Here is a 23,533-nt window from a genome sequence, read left to right as displayed (position 1 = left end):
ATGGGCGCGGGGCAGTTCTGCACCAATCCCGGCATCGCCGTAGTGCCGGCCGGCGCCGAGGGCGACGCGGTGGTCGCGGCGGCCAGGGACGCGCTGTCGGAGGCGGCGGGCCAGACCATGCTGACCGACGGCATCGCCGAGGCCTACCGCAGCGGCAAGGCGCGCTTCGACGGGCGCAACGCGGTGAAACCGGTGCTGACCACCGAGAGCGGCGGCCGCGAGGCGACGCCGAACCTCTACGAGACCGACGCGGAGGCCTATCTTCAGGACCACGCGCTCGGCGAGGAGGTGTTCGGCCCGCTCGGGCTCGTGGTGCGGGTCGCAGGGATGGACGAGATGGAGACGCTGGCGCGCGGCTTCGAGGGCCAGCTGACGGCGACGCTGCACATGGATGAGGGCGACATCGAGGCGGCGAAGCGGCTTGTCCCGGTGCTGGAGCGCAAGGCCGGGCGGCTTTTGGTGAACGGCTTCCCGACGGGGGTCGAGGTGGCCGAGGCGATGGTGCATGGCGGGCCCTATCCGGCGTCGACCAACTTCGGCGCAACGAGCGTGGGGACGCTGGCGATCCGCCGCTTCCTGCGCCCCGTGTGCTACCAGAACATGCCGGATGCGCTCCTGCCCGAGGACCTGCGCTGAGACGAAGGGAAGGGAGGGGCGCTGCCCCTCTGCGGCCCCCGAAGGGGGGGCCGCATTCACCCCGGGATATTTCCGGGCAGATGAAGATGCGGCCGGAGCGCGGGGCGGCGACGCGCGCTTTTCGGCCCTGCACAAGACATTGACGGGGAGGGACGGTCGAGCGGGCCGCCTAAGAGGCCTTGGCGATCAGCCGCGTGCGGCAAGGCGAGCTCATCGGCGTCCTGTCTCCTGCAACCGGGACGAGCATCGTGTCGCCTTGAAGGATGGTGCCAGGCCAAGGGCACTGACCGCCCGTTCCTTGGGCCGACGGTTATACGGGACGGGTCCCGCCGGACGGCATCCGCCGCTCAAGGTCTCCCCTGGCGCGACGAAGCCCGGCGGAGCGATCAGCGCGATGACGCTGCGGGTGCCGGATCGACGGCGCCCCGGACCGGCGGTGTGCGGGCCCGGTCAGACGAAGATGAAGTCCTCGACGCCCAGGTTCGCCGCGTCGACGCCGGAGAGCAGGATCGTCTGGCCCTGGTAGCTCAGTTCCGCCACCGTCGTGCCGTTCACCTCCGCATCGACAATCTGCAGCGCGTCGACCCGGCCGACAAGCCCGCTCCCCGGCGCGTTCTCGACCCCTGCGAGGCGCAGCAGATCGACGCCGTCCTCGAAGTCGAGCACGAGGTCGACGGCGCCCGCCTCGCCCTCGGTCCAGATGAAGACGTCGGCGCCCGCGTCGCCGGACAGCACGTCGTTGCCGGCGCCGCCGTTGATCGCGTCGTCGCCGCTTCCGCCGGTCACCACGTCGTCGCGCCCGCCGCCGGCGAGGAAGTCGTCCCCGGCGCCGCCTTCGACCGTATCGTTGCCTTCGCCCCCGCCGATTGAATCCGAGTCGTCGCCGCCGACGATGAGGTCGCGGCCGGTGCCGCCGCCAAGACTGTCGTCGCCGTCCTGCCCGAACACGACATCGTCGCCGAAAGAGGCGCCCATCGTGTCGCTGCCGCTGCCGCCGGACAGATCGTCGTTGCCCGCGCCGCCTGCGGCCACGTCGTCCCCGGCATCCCCGGCGATGGTGTCGTCGCCGAAGCCTCCGCCGAGCGTGTCGTTGCCGTCTCCGCCGCCGAGGAAATCGTCGCCCTCGCCGCCGCCGACGAAGTCGTCGCCACCTTCGCCCTCGACGCTGTCGTTGCCGTCGGAGGCGGCGATGTTGTCGTCTCCGAAGCCGCCAAGGAGCGTGTCGTTCCCGGTCTGGCCGAGAAGGCCGTCGTCGCCGCCTGCGCCGTTGAGGAGATCGTCGCCGGCGCCGCCCTCGATCCGGTCGCCGCCCGCATTGCCGGTCAGCGTGTCGTCGCCCGCCGTGCCGCTCAGTTGCTGTCCCGGGACCTCGCCGGCGAAGAGCGCGTCGGCCGACAATGTCGCGTCGTCGAAGCGGAAGAGTTCGATGCTTTCGAACCGGTCGGAGCCGAAGGCGGTCTCGATCCGGATATACGTGCCGTCCAGCGTGGCCAAGGCGTCGGCCGAGTTGCCACCGACAATCGCGGTGTCGGTGCCGTCGCCGCCTTGGAGCCGGTCGTCGCCGTCGCCGCCGCGCAGCGTGTCGTTGCCCTCCTGGCCTTGAAGGCGCAAGTCCCGTGTTTCGCCTGCGGCGTCGATCCGGTCGCCGAAGACGCTGCCGCGGATCTCCTCGATGCCGCTGAAGACATCGGTGCTGCCCTGGGTGTCGATCAGGGTTCCGGCGGCGAAGTCGGCGACGATGCCGCTGCCCGCGCCGTCGAAATACTCGTGTTCGTACTGGTAATTAAGTCCGTCATAGCCGTCACCGCCGCGAATGGTGTCGGCGCCGCCGAGTGGTACGAAGACCTCCAGGTCGCCGCTGTCCGAACCGATCAGCAGGTCACCGTCCTGGGACGCCTCGAAATAGCCCATGTAGGTGAATGTGTCGTCGATCACGCCGCCTGGCGCCGTTACGGTACCGCTGCCGGTCGCGCCGTCGGTGATGGTCAGGGTGATGCCGCCGACGCCCTCGATGTCGGCATAGCTCAGATCGGTGTTCTCGCCGGCCTCGAACAGCCCCTGGTGACCAACGATCGTGTCGCTGCCGAGCCCGGGCCGGATATAGTCGCCGTGGCCCTGGCTCTCGGTCGAGCCGCCGGAGGCGTCGATCAGGTCGTCGCCGGCCCCGGCCTGCAGCCGGTCGCGCCCCCCGGCGCCGATCAGCGTATCGTCGCCGGCGCCGGTTTCGAGCCGGTTGTCGGCGTTGCTGCCGGTGATCGACACGTTCCATGTGCCACGCACCGTGACATCTTCGATCCCGATCAGCGTGTCTCGCCCGAGATCGGAATTCTGCCGCCCCTGCGTCCCGGCGACGAGGTCGACCACGAAGGTATCGAACGGCAGATCGCTGAGATCGGTGAGAATCTCGTCCCGCCCGGTCCCGCCGTCGAACGTGTCGGCGCCGCCGCGATTGTCGAAGAAATCGTCCCCGGCGCCGCCCGAGAGCGAGTCGTCTCCGCTGCCGTCCTCGAGGAAATCGTTGCCGCCGCGTCCGAAGATGATGTCGTCGCCGCCTTCGCCGATCAGCCAGTTGTCGCTGCCGTCACCGGCGATCTCGTCGTTGAAATCCGAGCCGGTGATCTCGTCGATATTCTCCAGCGTATCGGTGTCTCCGAAGGTGTCGGTGACCAGCCCGGTGTTCAGATCGGCGACGATCCCTCGCGTGCCGCCGGAAAATAGGTAGACGGCCGCATCGTAGCTGTCGGCGCCGCCGCGCAGCGTATCGTTGCCTGCGAGCCCTTCGAGGCCCTGGAAACGTCCCGGAACGCCGTGGCTGATCAGCAGGTCGTCCTCGTCGGAGCCGAAAATGAAGTCGACGAAGCTGAACGTGTCATCGATGCTTCCATCGCCGCTGACGGCCGTGCCCGTGCCGTTCGGGCCCGAAGCAACGGTGATGCCGCCGACACCGGAGATGCCCGCATAGCCAAGGTCGATGCCGCCGCCATCGCCCCATAGCGCCGAGCTGCCGATCACGGTGTCCTGTCCGAGGCCCGGCGTGACCACATCGCCGGGCCCTTCGCTCGCACGATCGCCGGCTGAACTGTCGATCCGGTCGTCGCCGGCGCCGCCGCTGAGCCGGTCGCGACCCGTGCCGGCCTCGAGCGTGTCATCCCCGTCGAGGCCATCGAGCGTGTCGTCGCCCGCAAATCCGCGGATCAGGTCGTTTTCAGCGGTCCCCGTCAGCGGGTTGTTGCCGCCGTCTCCGTTAATGTCTGCCATAATCTCCTCCCTCGGCAATCGCTTGTCTCAATGACTCGTGAGGGTGCCGCGCCGGAGGTTGCCATGCAAAACATTTGTGGCCGCACGCTACCGATACATCACGCTTCGTGCCGGCGGCCGGCACGAGGCGGTGGGTCCGTCCCGCTGCGGATGACATGCGTTCAGTGGTGGGGCGTTCATGCCGGATCCCCTGCATCATGCGCGCAGGCGGTAACCCGCCTGCCGAGCCTGGACGGCGTCGCAACGAGTCGCGCTGCAGGGTGCCGCCGGCTCTTTCACCGGCGCCAAGGGGGGAGGGGCGAGCCGGCGATCAGTCGCCGGACGCCTCGCTGTCCGAGGAACAGCGTCGCTGCGCCTCCTCGACCGCGGCGGTGAAGCCGAGCAGCGAGAAGGTGTCCTCCGTCTGCGTCCCGCGCGAGGACCGTGCGGTCACGACCGCGTCGGCGCCGCGCTTGAACGCGGTGACGAGGCGCGCATCGTCCTGAGGCGACGGCGGCCAGGCCCATTCACCTTCGGTGAAAAGCTCGAATTCCGTGCCGCCCACGTTGACGTTGACCGTCGAGCCGTCCGCAAACGGGTAGCCGCCGGTGAAGGCCACCTGGCCCTGCACCTCGTTGCCGGGGCGGAAGAACACCATCAGCAGGATTTCGCCGCGCGTAACTGCGACGACGCGGCCTTCTTTGGTGTTCACGCTCTCCTTGTAGGTGGAGACCGCCCAGCATTCGCGCGGATCGCTGCCTTCGAAGACCGACCAGTCGGTCATCGCGTCCACGCGATTGCGGCTCTCTTCGTCCTGCGCCCACGCCGTGCCTGCTGCGCCGAATGCCAGCGAGGCGACGATAGCGAACCCTGCTCCCCTGATTCCCATGGCTATGCCTCCAGCCGCCTTGAACCTCATCGTGACCGGCTTGCCTCCGGTTTGTCGCGGTTTATGCTGATCGCAACCGCTTGTCGACGGGCGGCAGGCTATCGTTTTTTTCCCGCGGGCGGAAACCCCCCATTGCCGACGCTCGCTGATACGTGAGGAAAATTCTCATGTTGCTGGATGCAGCACCGCTCGCCGAGGTCTGGCGCGGGCCGATCGCCGAATCCGAACATGTCGGGCACGTCGTCGTGGCCGGTCCGGGCGGCGACGTCGCAGAGGCCTGGGGCGCCCCCGGTACGGTCGTTCTGCCGCGGTCCTCGGCGAAGATGATCCAGGCGCTGCCACTGGTGGCCTCGGGCGCGGCCGAGGCGGCGGGCCTGACGGCGCGGCAGCTGGCGCTGGCCTGCGCGAGCCACGAGGGCGCGCCGCGCCACGCCGACGGGGTGGCGGACTGGCTGGCGGCGCGCGGGCTGTCGGAGGCGGACCTTCGCTGCGGGCCCCAGCCGCCACGCGACAAGGTCCTCAAACACGAGATGCTGCGCGCGGGGGAAACGCCGACGCAGCTCCACAACAATTGCTCGGGAAAACACGCCGGGTTCCTGACGCTGATGCAGCACCTAGGGGCGGGGGCGGAGTATCACGAAGCCGACCACCCGGTGCAGCGCGCCGCCCTCGAGGCGTTCGAGGCGGTCACGGACGCCCCGAGCCCTTGCTATGGCATCGACGGCTGCTCGGCCCCGAATTTCGCGACGACGATGCAGGCGATGGCGCGGGCCATGGCGACGTTCGCCACTGCGCATACGCGATCGGGTGCGCTGGACCGGGCGGCGGCCCGGTTGGTGCGGGCGATGATCGCGCATCCGAAGGACGTCGCGGGGGAGGGCCGCGCCTGCACCCTTCTGATGCAGGCCGCCAGGGAACCTGCGGCGCTGAAAACCGGGGCGGAGGGGTTCTTCGTGGCGATCCTGCCCGAGCGCGGGCTCGGCGTCGCGGTCAAGGCGGCGGACGGCGCGACGCGCGCGGCCGAAAGCGCGATCGCGGCGGTGCTGGTGCGGCTCGGCGTGCTCGATCCCGCGCATCCCGAGGTCGCCCGCTTCCTGCGGCCGGAGATCCGCAACTTCCGCGGCCTCGTCACCGGCCGGATCGAACCGGCTGCAGCGCTTCTGGCCTGAGCCTACTCGGCGAACTCGGACCGGGCGTAGCCCTGGAGGTAGAGAAGCGCGGTCAGATCGCCGTGGTTTATGCGGATGTCGCATTCCGCCTGGACCGACGGCTTGGCGTGCAGCGCCACGCCAGTGCCGGCGCGCTGTAGCATGCCGAGATCGTTGGCGCCGTCGCCCACGGCGATCACATCCGCCTCCGCGATGCCGAGGCGCGCGGTGATCTCCGCGAGCGCCTGAACCTTCGCCTCCCGCCCAAGGATCGGCGGCGCCACCGCCCCCGTCAACGCTCCGTCCTCGGCCAGGAGCGTGTTGGCGCGATGCTCGTCGAAGCCGAGCCGCGCGGCGATCTTCGAGGTGAACGCGGTGAACCCGCCGGAGACGAGCGCCGCGTGCCCCCCGGCGGCCTTCATCGTCGCGATCAGCGTGGCGCCGCCGGGCATCAGCTCGATCCGGGTCTCGATCACCCGGTCGACGATGCTTTCGGGCAGCCCGCGCAGAAGCGCCACGCGCTCGGTCAGCGCGCCTTCGAAACCGAGCTCGCCGTTCATCGCCCGCGCGGTGATCTCGCGCACCCGCTCGCCCACCCCGGCCTCCTCGGCCAGCTCATCGATGCATTCCTGCCGGATCATGGTCGAATCCATGTCCGCCAGCAGCATGCGTTTGCGCCGGCCTTCCGCGGGTTGGATCGCAAGGTCGGTGGCCTGCGCCTGCAGATCCGACCAGACGTCCCAGCGGTTGCCCGGGATCTGAGGTACCGCGAACTCCGCCGCCTCGTCGGGCGAAAGCCAGAGCACGTCGCCCCCGCCCCAGGCATCGCGGAGCGCGTGGACGAGCGCGGGATCGAGCGCGCCGGGGCGCGCGATGAGCGAGGCTGTGAACATGGCAGAAGTTTCCGATAGCGGTCGCAAATGGTCTCGAAGCGGCAGTCGAGGCTCCTCTAGCGACATTTTCGCTGTTGTGGAACCGGTGGCAAGGCCGTACCTCCGGTCTTGGGACACCCCTCCCCAACGAGGGGCGACTATCTGGAAGGTTAGACATCATGACGATGACCAAACCGGCCGCGCGGCCGGCCAATCCGCGTTTTTCTTCTGGCCCCTGCGCCAAGATCCCCGGCTTTTCCCTCGACATGCTGAGCGAGGCGCCTCTTGGGCGCTCGCACCGCGCCAGCGTGGGCAAGGCCAAGCTCAAGGCCGCGATCGAAGGCACGCGCGAGGTGCTCGGCGTGCCCGAGGGCTACCGCATCGGGATCGTGCCCGCCTCGGACACCGGCGCCGTGGAAATGGCGATGTGGTCGCTTCTGGGCGAGCGGAAGGCGACGATGGTCGCCTGGGAAAGCTTCGGCGCGGGCTGGGTTACCGACTGCGTGAAACAGCTCAAGATCGACGCCGACATCGTCGAGGGCGATTACGGCCAGCTGCCGGACATGGCCGCGCTCGACTGGGACACCGACGTCGTCTTCACCTGGAACGGCACCACGAGCGGCGTGCGGATGCCGAACGGCGACGCGATCCCTTCGGACCGGGCCGGGCTGACGATCTGCGACGCGACCTCGGCGGCCTTCGCGCAGGACCTGCCGTGGGACAAGCTCGATGTCGTGACCTTCTCTTGGCAGAAGGTGCTCGGCGGGGAGGCCGCGCATGGCATCCTCGTCCTGTCGCCCCGCGCGGTGGAACGGCTGGAGAGCTACACCCCGCCCTGGCCGCTGCCGAAGATCTTCCGCCTGACCAAGGGGGGCAAGCTGAACGAAGGCATATTCGAGGGCGCGACGATCAACACGCCGTCGATGCTTTGTGTGGAGGATTACCTCGTGGCGCTCGACTGGGCGCGCTCGGTCGGCGGGTTGAAGGGCCTGATGGCGCGGGCGGATGCCAACGCGCAGACGGTGTGGGATTTCGTCGCCGAGAAGGACTGGATCGAGAACCTCGCCGAGGATCCGGCGACGCGGTCGAACACCTCGGTGTGCCTGAAGTTCACCGACGGCCGCATCGGCGACGCCGGCGCCTTCGCCAAGGCGGTGCAGAAGCGGCTGGAGACCGAGGGCGTGGCGCTCGACGTCGGCGCCTACCGCGACGCGCCGGCGGGCCTGCGGATCTGGTGCGGCGGCACGGTCGAGACGTCCGACGTCGCGGCGTTGATGCCCTGGATCGAGTGGGCCTTCCACGAAGAGCTCGAGGCGCAGGCGCAGGCCGCGTGAGGCTCTGTCGGGGTGGGCGGAGCGCCCACCCTGCGACGCCCGCGCGCCGCATCCCGTAGCGTGGGCGACCGGCCCACCCTCCCTTTGAACGACGACACCTGAGAGCGGGGAGCATCGCATCCCGCCTTTCCCCGTACATCCAGAGGACCAGATAGATGGCACCCAAGGTTCTGATTTCCGACAAGCTGTCCCCCGCCGCCGTGCAGATCTTCAAGGATCGCGGCATCGAGGTCGACTTCCAGCCCGACCTCGGCAAGGACAAGGACAAGCTCGCCGAGATCATCGGCGAGTATGACGGCCTCGCGATCCGCTCGGCCACCAAGGTGACGCCGAAGATCCTGGAAAATGCGCACAAACTTCGCGTGATCGGTCGCGCCGGCATCGGCACCGACAACATCGACAAGGACGCCGCCTCCAAGAAGGGCGTCATCGTGATGAACACGCCCTTCGGGAACATGATCACCACGGCCGAGCACGCCATCGCGATGATGTTCGCCGTCGCCCGTCAGATCCCGGAGGCGTCGGCCTCGACCCATGCCGGAAAGTGGGAAAAATCCAAGTTCATGGGCGTCGAGTTGACCGGCAAGACGCTGGGCGTGATCGGTGCGGGCAACATCGGCTCCATCGTCTGCGACCGGGCGCGCGGGCTGAAGATGAAGGTTGTTGCCTACGATCCGTTCCTGAGCCAGGAGCGCGCCGACAAGATGGGTGTGGAGAAGGTGGAGCTGGACGACCTGCTGGCCCGCGCCGATTTCGTCACTCTGCACGTGCCGCTGACCGATCAGACCAGGAACATCCTGTCGCGCGAGAACCTGCAGAAGTTGAAGAAGGGCGCGCGTATCATCAACTGCGCCCGCGGCGGGCTCGTGGACGAGGCGGCCGCGGCGGACCTGCTGCAATCGGGTCATCTGGGCGGTGCCGCCTTCGATGTGTTCGCTGAGGAGCCGGCCAAGGAGAACCCGCTGTTCAACCTGCCGAACGTCGTCTGCACCCCGCATCTCGGGGCCGCGACCACCGAGGCGCAGGAGAACGTCGCCCTTCAGGTGGCCGAGCAGATGTCCGATTACCTGCTCACCGGCGCCGTGACCAACGCGCTCAACATGCCGAGCGTGACGGCGGAAGAGGCCAAGGTCATGGGGCCGTGGCTCAAGCTGGCCGACCATCTCGGCAGCTTCATCGGGCAGATGACGGATGAGCCTATCAAGGCGATCAACATCCTCTATGACGGCGAAGTGGCGGAGATGAACCTCGACGCGCTGAACTGCTCCGTCGTGGCCGGAATCATGAAGCGCTTCCATGCAGACGTGAACATGGTCTCCGCACCGCTGGTGGCGCGCGAGCGGGGGGTGAAGATCGCCACCACCAACCAGGCGCAATCGGGCGCCTTCGAGGGCTACGTGAAGGTGACCGTGGTCACCGACAAGCGCGAGCGGTCGATCGCGGGCACGGTGTTCTCGGACGGCAAGCCGCGCTTCATCCAGATCAAGGGCATCAACATCGATGCCGAGATCGGGCGCCACATGCTTTACACGTCGAACGAGGACGCGCCGGGGATCATCGGCACGCTGGGCAACACGATGGGCTCCAACGGCGTGAACATCGCCAACTTCACGCTCGGCCGGAAGGCGGCGAAAGGCGAGGCGATCGCGCTCCTCTACGTGGACGAACGGGTCTCCGACGACGTGATCGGCAAGCTGAACGCGACGGGTATGTTCCGGCAGGTGAAGCCGCTGGAATTCGACGTCGCCTGAGCCGGCGGCGCGACCGGGCGGGGCGGTACGCCGGCTGGCGGCCGTCGGAGCGAGGGGCCAGCCCCTCGCGCTCCCCGGAGTATTTCGAGCCCAAAGAAGCAGGGGCGGCGTGTTGGGGACGCCCCTGCTTCTTCATTTCGGGACATGCGGCCGGCCGTCTGAGGGCGGCGATGACCGGGATGGCAAGAGCCGAACTTCGCCGGTTGCGGCGGAGCAGCGGAACACTCCGGCATGCGCCACGTTCGGTCTGCATCCCCGGATGGAGGCATGAATGGACGCCCGCATCGAGACAACGCAGACGCTTCTGAGCCAGACCGTCGATGCCCGCGCGGGCCTCGACAAGATGGTCGAGAAGGCCGAGCCGGAGTTCCGGCCAATCGCGCTCAAGCTTCGCGAAACGCACCACCAGCATGCCGAGCGGATTGCCGCGATCGTGACCGCAATCGGCGGCGACGCCGATACCGACGGCACGGTGCTGTCCACCGTGAACCGGACCGTGGTGTCACTGCGGGCGCTGTTTGACGATATCGACGCGGGGGCGATGGACGGTGTTCGCGACGGCGAGGCGCGTGTTCTCGAGGCCTTCGACGAGGCGATTGAGGCGCACGACGCATCGCGTCACCGCGACGAGCTCGTGCAGATGCGGACAGAGATCGAAACGCTGCTTCGGGATAGCGCGCAGCCCGGCTGACAACGTTCTGAGAACGGCCGCTCTCGAGCGTGGTGCGAACAGCTCGGTCAGGGGACAGTGAGTCTAGCGGGGCCGATGGCTGTGCCTTGGGCCAATGGACTGGCTGATGAGGCGCGGTCGACCGGTTGAGCGAGGGCGCTGCCCTCGCGCTCCCGAGATAACTTGAACGTAGATGGAGCAGTTGCGCGGGTTTCCGGGAGCTGGGGCCAGGTTGCCGGGTCTGTTGATCCGGTAGGCGGCGCGTTGAATGGCATGTGCACGATCGCGCGCGTCTTGCCGCTGTCGGCATGTCGTTCTGCGATCAGAGAGCCGACGCCGCGTGTGGGTTGAGCGCAGTGGATCGGGCATCTTTTTGGCCCTTCCCGAAAGTTGGATGCGCAGGGTGGATCCTGCCGAAGGGCCCGTGCCGTCTGAATTTCACGTGTATAATGGCGGTGTTCCGGCGGGGCGCGGTCGCTCGACCGTGTCGGTTATCTGATAGCGTGACGCCTGACATTGAATGACCCGATCGCCCGAGCCTATCTGGATGCACCGGGGGCGAGGTTCGTGACAGGCGGCCGGCCCGAGGAGCCTGCGCCGCCGAGGGGATGACGGCGTGCAGAACGCCCCGCCCGGAGGCGGCAGATTATTCGAATACGGCCGGCCCCTGCCGGTGCAGTGCGTGTGCAGGGGCCGGGGCCTGCGCGCAAAGCAAAGGAGAATCGCATGTTCCGACACCTCTCAGCCGCCGCGCTTGCCGTGGTTCTGTCGGCCGCGGCGGCTCTGGCCCAGGGCCACGGTTTGATCATCGCAAACGGCGAGTACAAGTCGCTGCCGCCCGTTTCGGGTGCAAACCGCGTTCTGGCGACCGCCCGGCCGCTGGAGCGGCAAGGGTTCGAGGTGGTGACCCAGGTGGAGGCCAACAACGCGTTGATGTCCGAGGCGATGGTCAAGTTCGTCCACGGGATCAATGCGACCTCGGAGCGTGCGGTCGTGATCCTGTCGGGGCATTTCGTGCACACGGCGGCGGACACCTACCTCGTCTCCATCGGCGCGCCCCGGCCGCTGGCCGAGGGGCCGCTGATGACCCGTGCGCTGAGCGTGTCCGACGTGCTGGGCGTGCTGGCAGAATTCCCGGGCCGGGCGGTTCTGATGCTGGCCGAGGAGCCGATGGAGTCGCTCGAACGGGTGCATTTCCTGTCGCCCGGATCGGGTGACATCGCGCTGCCTGATGGCGTCAGCCTGGTGCGCGGTACGCCGCGGCAGATCGAGCGCCTGGCGAGCCGGGAGCTGGCCGAACCGCGGCGCGATTTCGTCGACGCGGTCAAGGACGCGGGGCTGCGACTGGAGGGGCATGCGCCACCGCGGCTGGTCTTCATTCCCGAAGAGGGCAGCGCGAGAAGCGATGACGACCGCCAATCGGCCGAAGCCGAGAAGGAGCGGCGGCTCTGGCAGTCGATCCGTGCGCGCGACGACATCGCCGGTTACGAACGCTACCTGTCGGCCTATCCCGATGGACCGAACGCCCGCGAGGCGCGGGCGCGGCTGAACGCTCTGCGCGACAGCCCGCAGCGCCGGGCTGAAGCACGGGAAGACGCGCTCGGCCTCAATCGCACGGCGCGGCAGGAGATCCAGAGCGACTTGACCACGCTGGACTACGATACGCGCGGCGTGGACGGGATCTTCGGGCCCGGCACCCGCAGCGCCATCGAAACCTGGCAGCGCGACAACGAGCGAGCCGTGACCGGTTACCTGACCAGAGACGACATCGACCGTATCGCCGCCCAGTCGCGGCAGGCGCAGCGCGACCAGGAAGCGCGCGAAGAGGCCCAGCGTCAGGAACGGGAGCGCCGGGATCGTGCCTATTGGAGTGATCTCGGCCAGGAGCCGAGTGCGCAGGATCTACGTACCTATCTCGACCGCTTCCCGAACGGGATCTACGAGGAACAGGCGCGGAGCCGGCTGCGGCGGCTCGAGGAGAGGGATGAGCAACGCGCGACCGAGCGCGACCGGCTGGCCTTCCGCGTGGCGCAAAATCGGGACACGGTGGCAGCGTACCGGCACTATTTGCAGGAATTTCCGAACGGCGAGAACGTGCAGGAGGCGCGCGCTGCAATCCGGGCGCTCCGCGGCGCGGACGGGACCAATGGCGGTGGCCAGTCCGGCGCGGGAGCGCAGGCGCGCGAGCAGGAAAACGCGCTCGGCCTGCCGCAGGCGGCGCGGGCGCTGGCCGAGCAACGGCTGCGCGCTGCCGGTGTCGATCCGGGCCGGGTGGACGGCACCTTCGACGCGGCCACGCGCCGGGCGCTGCGCAATTACCAGCAGGCGCGCGGGCTGCAGGTGTCGGGCTTCCTCGACAACGCCACGGCGACGCAGCTTCTGACGGAGACGATATTCGGTCGCTGAGCCTTGCCAGCGCCGCGATGCGCTGCTTCGGTGCGGGCGGAACCATGAATGGGGCGCCCGCATGCGCTTGGCCGAAACCGTCGCAGTCCTGCCCGAGCCTGCGCGGCATCGGGTGCTCTGGCCGGTGATGGTGATGGACGTGGTGGCGGAATGACGTGGGCGCCTCTCTGGCAGGCGGGGCCGGTGATCGCCTCGCACGCGGTGGCCGCCCTTGTTGCGGTGGGGTTGGGGGCGGTGCAGTTCGCGCTGCCCAAGGGCACCCGGACGCACCGGGTCATCGGCACCTTGTGGGTCGCCGGCATGGCTTTCGTTGCGCTCGGCAGTTTCGCGATACACACCTTCCAGATGGTCGGGCCGTTCAGCCCGATACACCTTTTGTCGGTGCTGGTCCTGGTGCAGCTCTGGCGCGCGCTGGCCCATGCACGGGCCGAACGGATCGACGCGCATCGCCAGGCAATGGCCTGGCTCTACGCGCTGGCGCTGATCCTCACCGGCGCCTTCACGCTCCTGCCCGGCCGGGTGATGCACGCAGTGATCTTCGGTGCCTGAGCCATGCGCCGGCGCAATTCGGGCGCCCATTTCGAACACGAAAAGGCCGCCCGGGGGCGGCCCTCGTCACAGCCTCACGATACGGCTCAGCCCTGGCGGGCCTTGAACCGGCGCTGGGTCTTGTTGATGACGTAGACGCGGCCCTTGCGACGCACCACGCGGCAATCGCGGTGGCGGTTCTTGAGCGAGCGGAGCGAGTTCTTGACCTTCATCGGTCGTCTCCTCATTGCGAGGCGCCCGGTCGCGCCATTGTTAGCGGGCATCCCGGCGCATCGGCGCCGCGGATGATGAACGAATGGTGGGCGGTACTGGGATCGAACCAGTGACCCCTACGATGTCAACGTAGTGCTCTACCGCTGAGCTAACCGCCCGATTTTTCCGACACTTGGCCGCCTGACGGCACCCCACAAAGAAATGGGGCGCGGGAGCCCCGCGCCGGTAAGCGGGGTCTATAAATAGAGTCGCAGGCAGGATCAAGGGGCTTTTGGCAACGCGCGGAATCGCGCTATGACATCCCGGAGGAGTGCGAATGCCCAAGGTTGCCTATCACCTTTTTCGTCCGGAGGCGCTGACCTCCTGCGTGGTCTTCGCCTCGCCGCACAGCGGGCGCGACTATCCGTGGTCGTTCCTGCGGCACACCCTTCTCGACGAACATTCGATCCGCTCGTCGGAGGATGCCTATGTCGACCGGCTCTTCGACTGCGCGCCGCAATTCGGCGCTGCCTTCCTGAAGGCGGGGGCCCCGCGCGCCTTCGTCGACCTCAACCGCGCCTCGGATGAACTCGACCCCGCGCTGATCGATGGGGTGCGCCGGGCCGGGCACAATCCGCGCGTGGCATCGGGCCTCGGCGTTGTGCCGCGCGTGGTGGCCAACGGGCGGGCGATCTACCGTGGCAAGCTGCCGCTGGAAGAGGCCGACCGCCGCATCCGGGACTACTGGCGACCCTATCATCGCGCGCTGCAGCGCTGCCTCGACGAAGCGCATGCGGATTTCGGAGAGTCGCTTCTGATCGACTGTCACTCCATGCCGCACGAGGCGGTGGACGGCGTCGCCCGCGGCGGCGCGCGGCGACCCGACATCGTCATCGGCGACCGCTTCGGCGCCTCCGCCGCGTCGCATATGGTCGACCGGGTCGAGGGGGCGTTCATCGCCGCAGGCTTCTCGGTGTCGCGCAACACGCCCTTTGCCGGTGCCTTCATCACCCAGCATTACGGCCGGCCCGCGCGGCGCCAGCACGCCGTGCAGATCGAGATCGACCGCGCCATCTACATGGACGAGGTCCGGATCCGGCCGAACGCCAACTTCCATGCCTTCCGCAAGCTCCTGCGCGGGATCATCGCGGACATCGCCGCGATCGGTTCGGCCGAGCCGGACCGTGTCGCCGCCGAGTAGTCACAGCAGCCTGTCCAGCGCGCTGTCGAGCGCCTCTGCCTCGGTCAGTCGCAGCCGGACGGGCACCATCAGCACCTTGGCGCGAAATTGCGGAGGCAGTCGCACGGCGTCCTTCTCCGTCGTGACCATCTGGGCCCCGAGGGCCCGGGCGTCGGATTCGAGCCGCGTCATCAGTGCCGGCGTCAGCGGCTGGTGGTCATCCAGTGCTTCTGCCCGTTTCAGGTCGGCGCCGAGAGCGCGCAGCGTGGCAAAGAATTTCTCGGGATGGCCAATGCCGGCGAAGGCCAGCGTGGGCAGGCCCTCCCAGGGCATGCCCGTCGGCAGCGGCTCCATCACGCCCGTGATCCGGGGCTGCGGGAGCGCGGCGCCCCAGGCTTCGGAAAAGCGGGCCTGAGCGTCCGCGTCGCCGATCGACAGAACCACATCGGCGCGGGCGAGCCCGGCGTCGACAGGCTCTCGCAGGGGGCCGGCGGGCAGGCATCGCCCATTGCCGAAGCCGCGCGCCGCATCGACCACCACGAGCGACAGGTTCTTCTCGAGCGCGGGATTCTGGAACCCGTCGTCGAGGACGATAACCTCCGCACCCTCCTTTGCCGCGGCCGCGGCCCCCGCGGCCCGGTCTCTGGCCACCCAGACCGGCGCGAAGGACGCCAGGAAGAGTGGCTCGTCCCCAGTCTCGGCCGCCCCGTGCCGGTTCGGACAGACCCGGACCGGTCCGTCCAGCGCGCCCCCGTAGCCCCGGGTGACGACATGCGCCGCGATTCCCCTTTGGGAAAGCCGCTCCAGCAGCGCGATCACGGTCGGGGTCTTGCCGGTGCCGCCGGCGTGCAGGTTGCCGACGCAGATCACCGGCGGACCTACGCGCCGCCCGGGTCTGCGCAGCCGTCGGGCGGTGGCCGCCGCCGTGACCCATCCGGCCGGAGCAAGCAGCCGTGCCGCAAGCCCCGGCGTTGCGGGTGGGCGGTCCCAGAAACGCGGCGCGCGCATCAGGCGGCTCCGGCGTGCGGAGTGTCGAGCAATTCGATCACCCGGTCGATCACCGCATCGGTTGCCCCAGCCCCGTGGGAAACAACGTCCCAGCCGGCATGCGCCATCGCTGCCGCACGGTCCGGTGCGAGCAAGTGAGACACTGCGCCCGAAAGCGAATCCTCGTCGCGCACGATGCGCGCGGCGCCCGCGTCCACCAGCGTCGTATAGGAGTCGAGATGGCGGCCCACGTTCGGCCCGTAGAGGATCGCCGTGCCGAGCGCCGCGGCCTCGAACGGATCGGTCCCGCCGTGGCCGGGAGAGAGCGATCCGCCGAGAAAGGCAAGCGGTGCAAGACGATACCAGAGCCCGATCTCGTCCGGCCCGTCGCAAAGCACCACCTGCGTGGTCTCGTCGGGAACCTCGCCGTCATCCCAGCGGCAGAGCCGCAGATCGCTCTGCTCGGCGGCGCGGCCGGTCTCGACGGCATCTTCCGGTGTCTCGGGTACGAGGGCGAGAAGCAGGCGGTGGGAGAGCCGTGCGGCGCGGCGATGCGCCTCGAGCACCTGCGGTGCCTCGCTGCCGCGGAGGTGGGCGGCGAGCCAGACGGGGCGGCCGGATAGGGCGGTGAGGGTCTCTTCGAGGAGGTCCTCGTTGCAGTCGAGGGGGAGCGTGGTTTCGGTCAGGGCGCCGGTGCGGCGGATCTGGGCGCGGCCGAGCGACACGCGCGGCAGGCGGCGTTCGGCGTGACCGTCGGGGACGAAGATCGTGTCGAACAATGAAAGGGTTAGCGGCACCGTGTCGGGCAGCCAGCGGGGGGCGGGGGCGCCGTGGACGGGGCCTCCGGGGTCCGCGAGGAGGAGCGGGATGCCGCGGTCGCGGGCGTCCCAGAGGAGCGCGGGGCGCAGGTTCGTGCCGGTCCAGAGGGCCACGTCCGGACGCCAGTGATCGAGAAATTCCTGAATGTCGCCAAGGGTTTCCGAGGGCAGAAGCTCCGCGTCGGGCCAGTCGCCGGTGCGCAGGAACGACACCTGGGAGGTCTGCGCGTCGAGGCGGGCGGAAAGCGTTAACAGCGCGCGGGCCTCCGCGGCGCTGCCGGCGTGCAGCCAGACCAGCGGACCGGCGGGACGCGGTGGGCGGGGCGGCGCCGGGGTCGCCGGCCCGCGCTGCGCCGCGAGGTAGGTGGTCAGGGACAGGGGCCGCTTCGCCAAGGGGTCAGCCTGCCCCTTCCTTGGGCGCGGCCGGGCTTTCCTCGTGCCGCAACGGGACAAGGAAATACCGCATGTGGGCGTTGTCCACGGTCTTCATCGCCCATTCCTTCCAGGCGTCGTAGGCGCTGTCGTAATCGGGGAAGATCCCGACGACGTGTATGTCCTCCACGGCGCGGAACTCGGGCTGGGCCGGGTCCGTCAACTCTCCGCCATAGACGAGGTGCAGGCGTTGCATGGGCGCTCCTTCGGCGTTTACCTCTCCCTCCCGCGCGGGAGCCTACATCGGGGCCCGGACGGGTCAAGCGGGGGGCTGGCCCGCGTATGGCACCGGTATGGCACGGGTCTTGCCCCGGCGCACGCAGTCTCAGGCCCGCGTTGAGGAAATTCGGCGCAGGATGGAGGCGACGCGAGATCAAGGAGCGGAGGCCCCCATGCGGACGATCGACCCCAAGCGGATGACCAAGACGGAGCGCATCCACCATTCCTTTGCCATCGACGCGATGGAGATCCTCGAATCCGAGCTTCTGGACAAGTTCCTGGCCGGGCGCCGGGTGCCGCGCGAATGGCACACGATCAGCCGCGACCGCGATCACCGGGACGGCAAGTCGGTGAAGGTGACCATCCGGCTCGACGCGGACGTGGTGAAGTTCTTCAAGGGGATCGGGCCGGGCTACCAGCCGCGCATCAACAAGGTGCTGCGGGCGTTCATGCACCTCAAGCTGGCGCATATCCTGGACGGGCCGGACTGCACCGACGTGGTGATGCGCCCCGACCTCGTGCTGGAGAAGGCCCGCGACCGTCCGGGCTGGGGCAAGACGGCGGAGTGGATGGCGAAGGATGCGTGAGGGGGGTGGTCGGCCGGATAACAGCACTCTGTCAAAGCTTGCTTGAACAATGCGCAAAGACAATTATTAATGGAAAAGCGATAATAGGTTAGCTATGTCGGGTGCTATGTTGTTCTCAAGCAGGAAGCGGTCATGACCTTTCAAGTTGGGTTCCAAGACTTTAGAGGTTTTCAACAGCAGAGGGGCGTCCCTATTAGGCCGCTTACTGTATTGGTGGGTGAGAATAGCGCTGGGAAAACTTCATTTCTTGCAGGGTTGAAGTATTTACTGGATTTTCTTTCGCTAGACGTGATTCCGACCTTCAACGGCGATCCGTTCCAACTCGGAACGTACGATCAGATTGCTCACTTCAGAGGGGGGAGGGGAGGGAGAGCTCGCGATTTCCGGATATCAGGGAGATTCCCCGTGGTTCTTGATGGCGCAGGGCCTCAACGGTCAAGTCGGCCAGTAAATGTTGATGTGTCAATGACTTTTGCTAGAATGGATTCTCAAGCAGGAATATCTTCCATCCGATTCAGTGCTCAAAGGCGTTCGCTGCTGTTGTCGATAGTTTCCGACAAGTTGCGTATAGAATATTTTGGAGCCAAAGGAATTAGGAGGCAAGTGGGAGACAGTTCATCTTACCCTAGTTCATTTCGATCAGATTTGGCTAGATATTGGCCGTTTGTATTGCAAGATCTCAATTTTCGTATTGGTCTAGAGGCGGAGAGTGGCTTTGATTTATCAGACGAAGAGGTTTCTGAAGTCGAGCGCATTGTCGCAGCAGCCTTAGCCATTTCGAATCATCTGCCGAACTCGGTAAGTGCAACTTCAGCAATACGTACGCGACCGCAGAGAACTTACACGCCGGGGGTTGAATCGGAGGATTCTGACGGAACTCATGTACCTTTTGAAATTGCTAAACTCTACCGCTCTCGTTCTAGGTCCGACAGTAGTTGGGGTGAGCTCAAGAGTGCCTTGGAGGAGTTCGGCAGAAATTCCGACATGTTCAGTGAGATCTTAGTTAAGTCATTTGGCCAGACCGCTAGTGACCCATTTCAGATCCAGTTTTCACATGGGGGGCCGCGAACAAATCTGGTCGACCTAGGTTATGGGACGAGTCAGGTGCTCCCCATCGTTTATAGTGTGGCGACCGCAGGGAGGTCATCAAAGTTCTTGGTTCAGCAGCCAGAGGTTCATTTGCATCCGAAGGCTCAGGCGGCTTTAGGGCAGTATTTCGTAGATTCCTTTAAGGAGAATAATGCCAGTTACGTATTGGAGACGCACAGTGACTTTATTGTGGATAGGATTCGGCGCTCAGTAATGAAGGGTGAAATAGACAGCGGAGATGTGGCTATATTGTTTTTTGAGAGATTTAGGTTGGAGAATAAAATAACGTTAATAGAATTGAGCGCGGCCGGGGAGCCCGTCAACGCGCCAGCAGCCTATAGAGATTTCTTTATTGATGAGCAGATGAAGAATTTGGGTTTGTGATGCCGCTAATCATAGATGCGAACCGGGCCGGAGACTTTGGCTCGCCTCCAGCGGCGCATGCTCCAGAGATACTCTCTCGGATAAAGGCAAAAAGAGTAACGGTAGTCCTGGGCGGGGATCTTTTGCGTGAGTTAATGGGGACAGGGCTTCGAAATCTAATCGTGGAGTGGGTGCGTTCGGGTCGCACACTTAGAGTGGCTGATGAAGATTTGGTAGAAGAGATTGCGGTAGTTGATGGTCTCGGAATCAGATCTAACGACAATCACATCATTGCTATTGCTCGTTTGTCAGGATGCCGTTTGTTATACTCAGACGATCGCGCTCTGGTTGATGACTTCAAAGATACTGCGATTCTTTCACCCAAGGGTCGGGTATTCCACTCAACAAATTCGGCTGACATCGTTAATCAGTTGATGGAAAGATTCGGCAAGTAGCGCCACTCACCCCCGCCCACACCCCGTCCACCGTCCCGCCCTCGGTGTTGAACCGCAGCGCGCCGCCCTTGCCGTCGGTCACGGGGGCGCCGGCCTCCGACACGACCAGCGTGCCCGCCGCGATGTCCCATTCCCAGGTTTCGCGGAAGGTGAACATCGCGTCGAAGCGGCCCTCGGCCACGAGGCAGAGCCGGTAGGCGAGCGAGGGGCGGTGGGAGCGCTTCACGTTGGGCACTCCGTTCGGCCAGAACTTCGGCGCCATGTTCGGGCTCGTCGCGAGGACGCGGGCGCCGTTCAGCTCCGTCCGGCCCGAGGGCGCGATGGGCGTGCCGTTGAGGTAGGCGCCGTGCCCGAGGGACGCGGTGTAGAGCTTGTCCACCAGCGGCAGGTAGACGACGGCGGCCGTGACCTGCCCCCCGTCGCAGACGGCGAGGGAATGGGCCCAGATGTCGGCGCCGTCGATGAAGGAGCGCGTCCCGTCGATCGGATCGACGATGAAGGTCGACGGCGCGAGCATGCGGGTGGGGTCGTGGCCGCTTTCCTCCGACAGCCAGCCATAGGCGGGGCGGGCCGAGAGCAGCACCTCGGCCAGCGTGTCGTTGACGGCGAGATCGGCGGAGGTGACGGGGCCCTGCCCGCCGGGCTTCTCGCGCACGTCGAGGGGGGCGCCGATGTGGCGCGTTGCGGTCTCGGCCGCGGCGCGGGCGGCCTCGATCAGGAGGGGCAGGTCAGTCGCCGGCAAGGGTGAGCCCTTCGAGGCGGAGCGAGGGGACGACGCGGGAGAGCCAGGGGCGGGCGTCGTTCGCGGGGGCGATGGTGCGGAGCATCTGCGGGAGGGCGCCGGCGATGGTGACGCCGGAGACCGGGTATTGCGGAATGCCGCCCTCGATCCAGAGGCCGGAGGCGCCGCGGGAATAATCCCCGGTGTTGGGGTTGATCGTCGCGCCGATGAGGTCGGTGACGAGCAGGCCGGTGCCCATTTCCGACAGGAGGTCGTCGAGGGACTGGCTGCCCTGGGTGAGCGCGACGTTCCAGGGGGAGGGGGACGGCCCCGAGGAGAGCGAGCGCGCGGCGTTGGCGGTGGGCGTGAGGGAGAGCTTGCGGGCGGCGGCGAGGTCGAGGGTGTAGGATTGCAGGATACCGGAGGCGACGATGTCGCGGGGGCGTGTCGCCAGCCCCTCGGCGTCGAAGGGGCGCGAGCCGAGGGTGCGCGGGCGGTGCGGATCCTCGGTGAGCGAGAGGTGCGAGGGGAGGACCTCGGCGCCGAGCGCGTCCCGCAGCCAGGAGGCGCCGCGGGCGACGGCCGACCCGCTGGCGGCGGCCAGGAGGTGGCCGATGAGCGAGGCGGCGACGCGTTCGTGGAAGACGACGGGGTAGGCGCCGGTCTTGGGGCGCCGCGGGTTCATGCGCTGGAGCGTGCGGGCGGCGGCGGTCGCGCCGATCTCCTCGGGGGTGCGCAGGTCGGCGCCGTGGGTGCGGGTGTCGCCGTCGTGGTCGCGCTCCATCCCCGTGCCGTCCCCCGCGATGGCGGTGCAGCCGACGGAGGTCGCGGTGCGCCGGTAGCCGCCCGAGAAGCCGTTGGTCGCGGCGAGGTGCATCTCGGTCGCGGAGTAGGACGACGAGGCGCTGTCGATCCGGGTGATGCCGTCCGCGGCGAGCGCGGCGGCCTCGGCCCGGCGGGCGGCGTCCTCGAGCGCGGCGGGATCGGGTTCCGGCGCGGGGTCCCAGAGGTCGAGCGCGGCGGCGTCCCATGTGGCGGCGAGCTCGGAGGGGTCGGCGAGGCCGGCGAAGGGGTCCTCGGGGGCGACGCGGGCCATGGCGACGGCGCGTTCGGCCATCGCGGTCATGGCCTCGGGGCGCAGGTCGGAGCCCGAGACGACGGCGCCGCGCCGGCCGGTGAAGACGCGCAGGCCGATCTCCGTGCGCTCGGCGCGTTCGGCTTCCTCCAGCTTGCCGGCGCGTACGTCGATGCCGACCGAGGTGCCGGCGCTGGCGAGCGCGTCGGCGCTGTCCGCGCCGGCCCGGCGGGCGGCGTCCAGAAGGGCCTGGGTGAGCGCGGAGAGGTCGTGGGACATGGATCGCCTTCGTTTGCCGGGGTCCGGCAAGAGGTAGAAGGCGGGGGGCAAAGGCGCAAGGGTCGGGGCCCGGAGAGGGCTGAAGGCCCTGGCGCTTAGCGAGACCCATTACCCCTCAAAGGCACGGAGCGGGCGCGTAGCCGTGCAGCGTCGGGCCGCGGCGCGGCGATCCTGACCGTTGAACGGCAGCGCTTTATGTCGGCCACGTCCGGGCGACGCCCGAGCGGCACGCCAGCGTCGACAAATCGCCGGGCCGGGGGGCGGCCCGGCGATGCGCGGCGGCCTTCGGCCTTGATTCCGCGCAGGGTTGGCGTTCGGGCGGAGCGCGTGCGGTGACTGGCCCGCCTCAGCGCATCAGGTCCGGCAGGTCCCCGGTCAGGCCGGCGGCCTCCCGGATCACCCGGCGGCGCAGGCCCGGCAGCCCCTGCACCCCGCGCATGCCGAGATCGCGCAGCGCCCGGAGCGCCGGCGCGTCCGAGGAAAACAGCCGGTTGAAGAGGTCCGTGGCCGCCGCCAACGAGGCCGTGTCGAACCGGCGCCAGCTTGCGTAGCGCTCCAGCACCGCGGGGGCGGCGATGTCCTCGCCTCTCGCGCGGGCCTCCTCGATCACCTGGGCGAGCGCGGCGACGTCGCGCAGGCCCGCGTTCAGGCCCTGACCGGCAATGGGGTGGACGCCGTGCGCCGCGTCGCCCACCAACGCCACGCGCGGCGCGGTGAAGGACTTCGCAAGCGACAGCGACAGCGGATAGGTGTAGCGCGCGCCGGCGAGCCCGATCTCCCCGAGGAAATCGCCGAAGCGGGGGCGCAGCACGTGGAGGTAATCGGCCTCGGAGAGCGCGCCGATCTCTTCGGCGAGACCCGTTTTCTCGGTCCACACGATGGAGGAGCGATTGCCCGGCAGCGGCAGGATCGCCAGCGGCCCCGCCGGCAGGAAAAGCTGGTGCGCGATGCCCTCGTGCGGGCGCGCGTGTTCGATGGCGCAGACCAGCGCCGTCTGCCCGTAGCCCCAGCCGGTGCGCCCGATCCCGGCGCGCGACGCGGTGCCGCTGCCGCGCCCGTCGGCGCCGACGATCAGCCGCGCCCGGACCGTTCCGCCAGAGGCGAGCGTGAGCGCCCCGCCATGCGGCCCGGCTTCCTGCGCGGTGACGGTCTCTCCGGGCAGGTGGGTGATGTTCTCGGCCGCGTCCACGGCATCGAGCAGCGCACGGCGCAGGTAGCGATCCTCGATCATGTGGCCCATCGGCCCTTCCTCGATCTCGGCGGAAGCGAAGTGCAGGCCAAGAAGCGCCGCGCCGTCGGAGACCCGCCCGTCGCTGACCTTGATCTCGCGGATCGGCTGGCTGTCCGCCGCGAGCCCGTCCCAGAGCCCCAGCGCACGCAAAAGCCGGACCGAGGCGAGGGCGAGCGCGTAGGAGCGTCCGTCGAACGCGGGGTCGGCGTGGGTGGCGCGCGGGGCGGCGTCGATCACCGTGACCGACAGCGGCGTGCGGGCGAAGGCGAGCGCCAGCGCGAGGCCGTTGAGGCCCCCGCCGACGATGGCGATATCGGTGTCCTGGCTCATGAGGGCGAATATGACCGCGCGGGCGGCATTGTCCATGCGGCGCGGCGCCGTTACCCCTGTGGGCAAGAGAGCCGGAGGGGGAC

General features: G+C 68.0%; 19 protein-coding genes, 1 tRNA gene and 1 pseudogene. 10 read left to right on the top strand and 11 right to left on the bottom strand.

The window, feature by feature from the left end:
• Nucleotides 1–636: pseudogene (locus F3H57_RS14205) on the top strand (aldehyde dehydrogenase (NADP(+))); the annotation flags it as partial.
• Between the two features lie 450 nt (nucleotides 637–1,086).
• Here F3H57_RS14205 and F3H57_RS14200 read toward each other — a convergent pair.
• Both F3H57_RS14200 and F3H57_RS14195 read right to left on the bottom strand, forming a co-directional pair.
• Complete coding sequence (locus F3H57_RS14200) at nucleotides 1,087–3,894, bottom strand: calcium-binding protein (RefSeq protein WP_149756573.1); 2,808 nt, start codon at nucleotides 3,892–3,894, stop codon at nucleotides 1,087–1,089.
• A gap of 310 nt (nucleotides 3,895–4,204) precedes the next feature.
• The gene (locus F3H57_RS14195; protein WP_188129693.1) at nucleotides 4,205–4,762 is read right to left on the bottom strand and encodes an invasion associated locus B family protein; all 558 of its coding nucleotides are present in this window, start codon (nucleotides 4,760–4,762) and stop codon (nucleotides 4,205–4,207) included.
• A gap of 167 nt (nucleotides 4,763–4,929) precedes the next feature.
• On the opposite strand from F3H57_RS14195, the gene F3H57_RS14190 reads away from it, so the two are divergent.
• Entirely contained in the window at nucleotides 4,930–5,931 is a 1,002-nt protein-coding gene (locus tag F3H57_RS14190; RefSeq protein ID WP_149756572.1) for an asparaginase, read from the top strand.
• Between the two features lie 2 nt (nucleotides 5,932–5,933).
• Here the strand turns inward: F3H57_RS14190 and serB are convergent, their stop codons facing one another.
• On the bottom strand, nucleotides 5,934–6,803 hold the full coding sequence (gene serB / locus F3H57_RS14185) for a phosphoserine phosphatase SerB (RefSeq protein ID WP_149756571.1): 870 nt from the start codon (nucleotides 6,801–6,803) through the stop codon (nucleotides 5,934–5,936).
• 158 nt (nucleotides 6,804–6,961) lie between these two features.
• On the opposite strand from serB, the gene F3H57_RS14180 reads away from it, so the two are divergent.
• From F3H57_RS14180 to F3H57_RS14160, 5 genes are all read left to right on the top strand, one after another.
• Nucleotides 6,962–8,116: a phosphoserine transaminase gene (locus F3H57_RS14180; RefSeq protein ID WP_149756570.1), complete on the top strand. Its 1,155-nt coding sequence runs from the start codon at nucleotides 6,962–6,964 to the stop codon at nucleotides 8,114–8,116.
• Between the two features lie 155 nt (nucleotides 8,117–8,271).
• On the top strand, nucleotides 8,272–9,867 hold the full coding sequence (gene serA, locus F3H57_RS14175) for a phosphoglycerate dehydrogenase (protein WP_149756569.1): 1,596 nt from the start codon (nucleotides 8,272–8,274) through the stop codon (nucleotides 9,865–9,867).
• 271 nt (nucleotides 9,868–10,138) lie between these two features.
• Nucleotides 10,139–10,558 carry a DUF2383 domain-containing protein gene (locus F3H57_RS14170; RefSeq protein WP_149756568.1) on the top strand — a complete coding sequence of 140 codons (420 nt, stop codon included), beginning with the start codon at nucleotides 10,139–10,141 and terminating at the stop codon, nucleotides 10,556–10,558.
• Nucleotides 10,559–11,263: 705 nt separating this feature from the next.
• Entirely contained in the window at nucleotides 11,264–12,943 is a 1,680-nt protein-coding gene (locus F3H57_RS14165; RefSeq protein WP_149756567.1) for a peptidoglycan-binding domain-containing protein, read from the top strand.
• A gap of 150 nt (nucleotides 12,944–13,093) precedes the next feature.
• The gene (locus F3H57_RS14160) at nucleotides 13,094–13,492 is read left to right on the top strand and encodes a DUF2306 domain-containing protein (RefSeq protein ID WP_149756566.1); all 399 of its coding nucleotides are present in this window, start codon (nucleotides 13,094–13,096) and stop codon (nucleotides 13,490–13,492) included.
• A gap of 86 nt (nucleotides 13,493–13,578) precedes the next feature.
• Here the strand turns inward: F3H57_RS14160 and ykgO are convergent, their stop codons facing one another.
• Nucleotides 13,579–13,704, bottom strand: coding sequence for a type B 50S ribosomal protein L36 (gene ykgO, locus F3H57_RS14155; RefSeq protein WP_008562923.1), 126 nt, complete (start codon nucleotides 13,702–13,704; stop codon nucleotides 13,579–13,581).
• 84 nt (nucleotides 13,705–13,788) lie between these two features.
• Nucleotides 13,789–13,863 (bottom strand) — tRNA-Val (locus tag F3H57_RS14150).
• A 158-nt stretch (nucleotides 13,864–14,021) separates the two neighbouring features.
• Between F3H57_RS14150 and F3H57_RS14145 the strand changes: the two genes are divergently transcribed.
• On the top strand, nucleotides 14,022–14,885 hold the full coding sequence (locus tag F3H57_RS14145) for an N-formylglutamate amidohydrolase (protein ID WP_149756565.1): 864 nt from the start codon (nucleotides 14,022–14,024) through the stop codon (nucleotides 14,883–14,885).
• Here the strand turns inward: F3H57_RS14145 and lpxK are convergent, their stop codons facing one another.
• The 3 genes from lpxK to F3H57_RS14130 are packed head-to-tail and all read right to left on the bottom strand — an operon-like array spanning nucleotide 14,886 to nucleotide 17,297.
• Nucleotides 14,886–15,872, bottom strand: coding sequence for a tetraacyldisaccharide 4'-kinase (gene lpxK / locus F3H57_RS14140; protein WP_149756564.1), 987 nt, complete (start codon nucleotides 15,870–15,872; stop codon nucleotides 14,886–14,888).
• A complete protein-coding gene (locus F3H57_RS14135) occupies nucleotides 15,872–17,062 on the bottom strand; it encodes a 3-deoxy-D-manno-octulosonic acid transferase (RefSeq protein ID WP_149756563.1) in 1,191 nt (396 codons plus the stop codon). The genes lpxK and F3H57_RS14135 overlap by 1 nt, the downstream gene beginning before the upstream one ends.
• Nucleotides 17,063–17,066: 4 nt before the next feature.
• Nucleotides 17,067–17,297 carry a DUF4170 domain-containing protein gene (locus F3H57_RS14130; protein ID WP_149756562.1) on the bottom strand — a complete coding sequence of 77 codons (231 nt, stop codon included), beginning with the start codon at nucleotides 17,295–17,297 and terminating at the stop codon, nucleotides 17,067–17,069.
• Between the two features lie 196 nt (nucleotides 17,298–17,493).
• Here F3H57_RS14130 and F3H57_RS14125 point away from each other — a divergent pair, with 196 nt between their 5' ends.
• Nucleotides 17,494–17,907 (top strand): BrnA antitoxin family protein, encoded by a 414-nt coding sequence (locus F3H57_RS14125; protein WP_223163082.1) that lies wholly within the window; start codon nucleotides 17,494–17,496, stop codon nucleotides 17,905–17,907.
• Between the two features lie 132 nt (nucleotides 17,908–18,039).
• A complete protein-coding gene (locus tag F3H57_RS14120; protein ID WP_149756561.1) occupies nucleotides 18,040–19,380 on the top strand; it encodes an AAA family ATPase in 1,341 nt (446 codons plus the stop codon).
• Between the two features lie 402 nt (nucleotides 19,381–19,782).
• Here the strand turns inward: F3H57_RS14120 and F3H57_RS14115 are convergent, their stop codons facing one another.
• The 3 genes from F3H57_RS14115 to F3H57_RS14105 all read right to left on the bottom strand — a co-directional run bounded on the left by F3H57_RS14115 (nucleotide 19,783) and on the right by F3H57_RS14105 (nucleotide 23,486).
• A complete protein-coding gene (locus F3H57_RS14115) occupies nucleotides 19,783–20,556 on the bottom strand; it encodes an inositol monophosphatase family protein (RefSeq protein WP_149756560.1) in 774 nt (257 codons plus the stop codon).
• The gene (locus tag F3H57_RS14110; RefSeq protein ID WP_149756559.1) at nucleotides 20,543–21,889 is read right to left on the bottom strand and encodes a TldD/PmbA family protein; all 1,347 of its coding nucleotides are present in this window, start codon (nucleotides 21,887–21,889) and stop codon (nucleotides 20,543–20,545) included. The genes F3H57_RS14115 and F3H57_RS14110 overlap by 14 nt, the downstream gene beginning before the upstream one ends.
• A gap of 346 nt (nucleotides 21,890–22,235) precedes the next feature.
• The gene (locus tag F3H57_RS14105) at nucleotides 22,236–23,486 is read right to left on the bottom strand and encodes a UbiH/UbiF/VisC/COQ6 family ubiquinone biosynthesis hydroxylase (protein WP_188129692.1); all 1,251 of its coding nucleotides are present in this window, start codon (nucleotides 23,484–23,486) and stop codon (nucleotides 22,236–22,238) included.
• Nucleotides 23,487–23,533: the final 47 nt, after the last annotated feature.

This window comes from Roseivivax sediminis, assembly GCF_900112685.1.
Taxonomy (GTDB): domain Bacteria; phylum Pseudomonadota; class Alphaproteobacteria; order Rhodobacterales; family Rhodobacteraceae; genus Roseivivax; species Roseivivax sediminis.
This window is presented reverse-complemented; position numbering and strand designations above follow the sequence as displayed.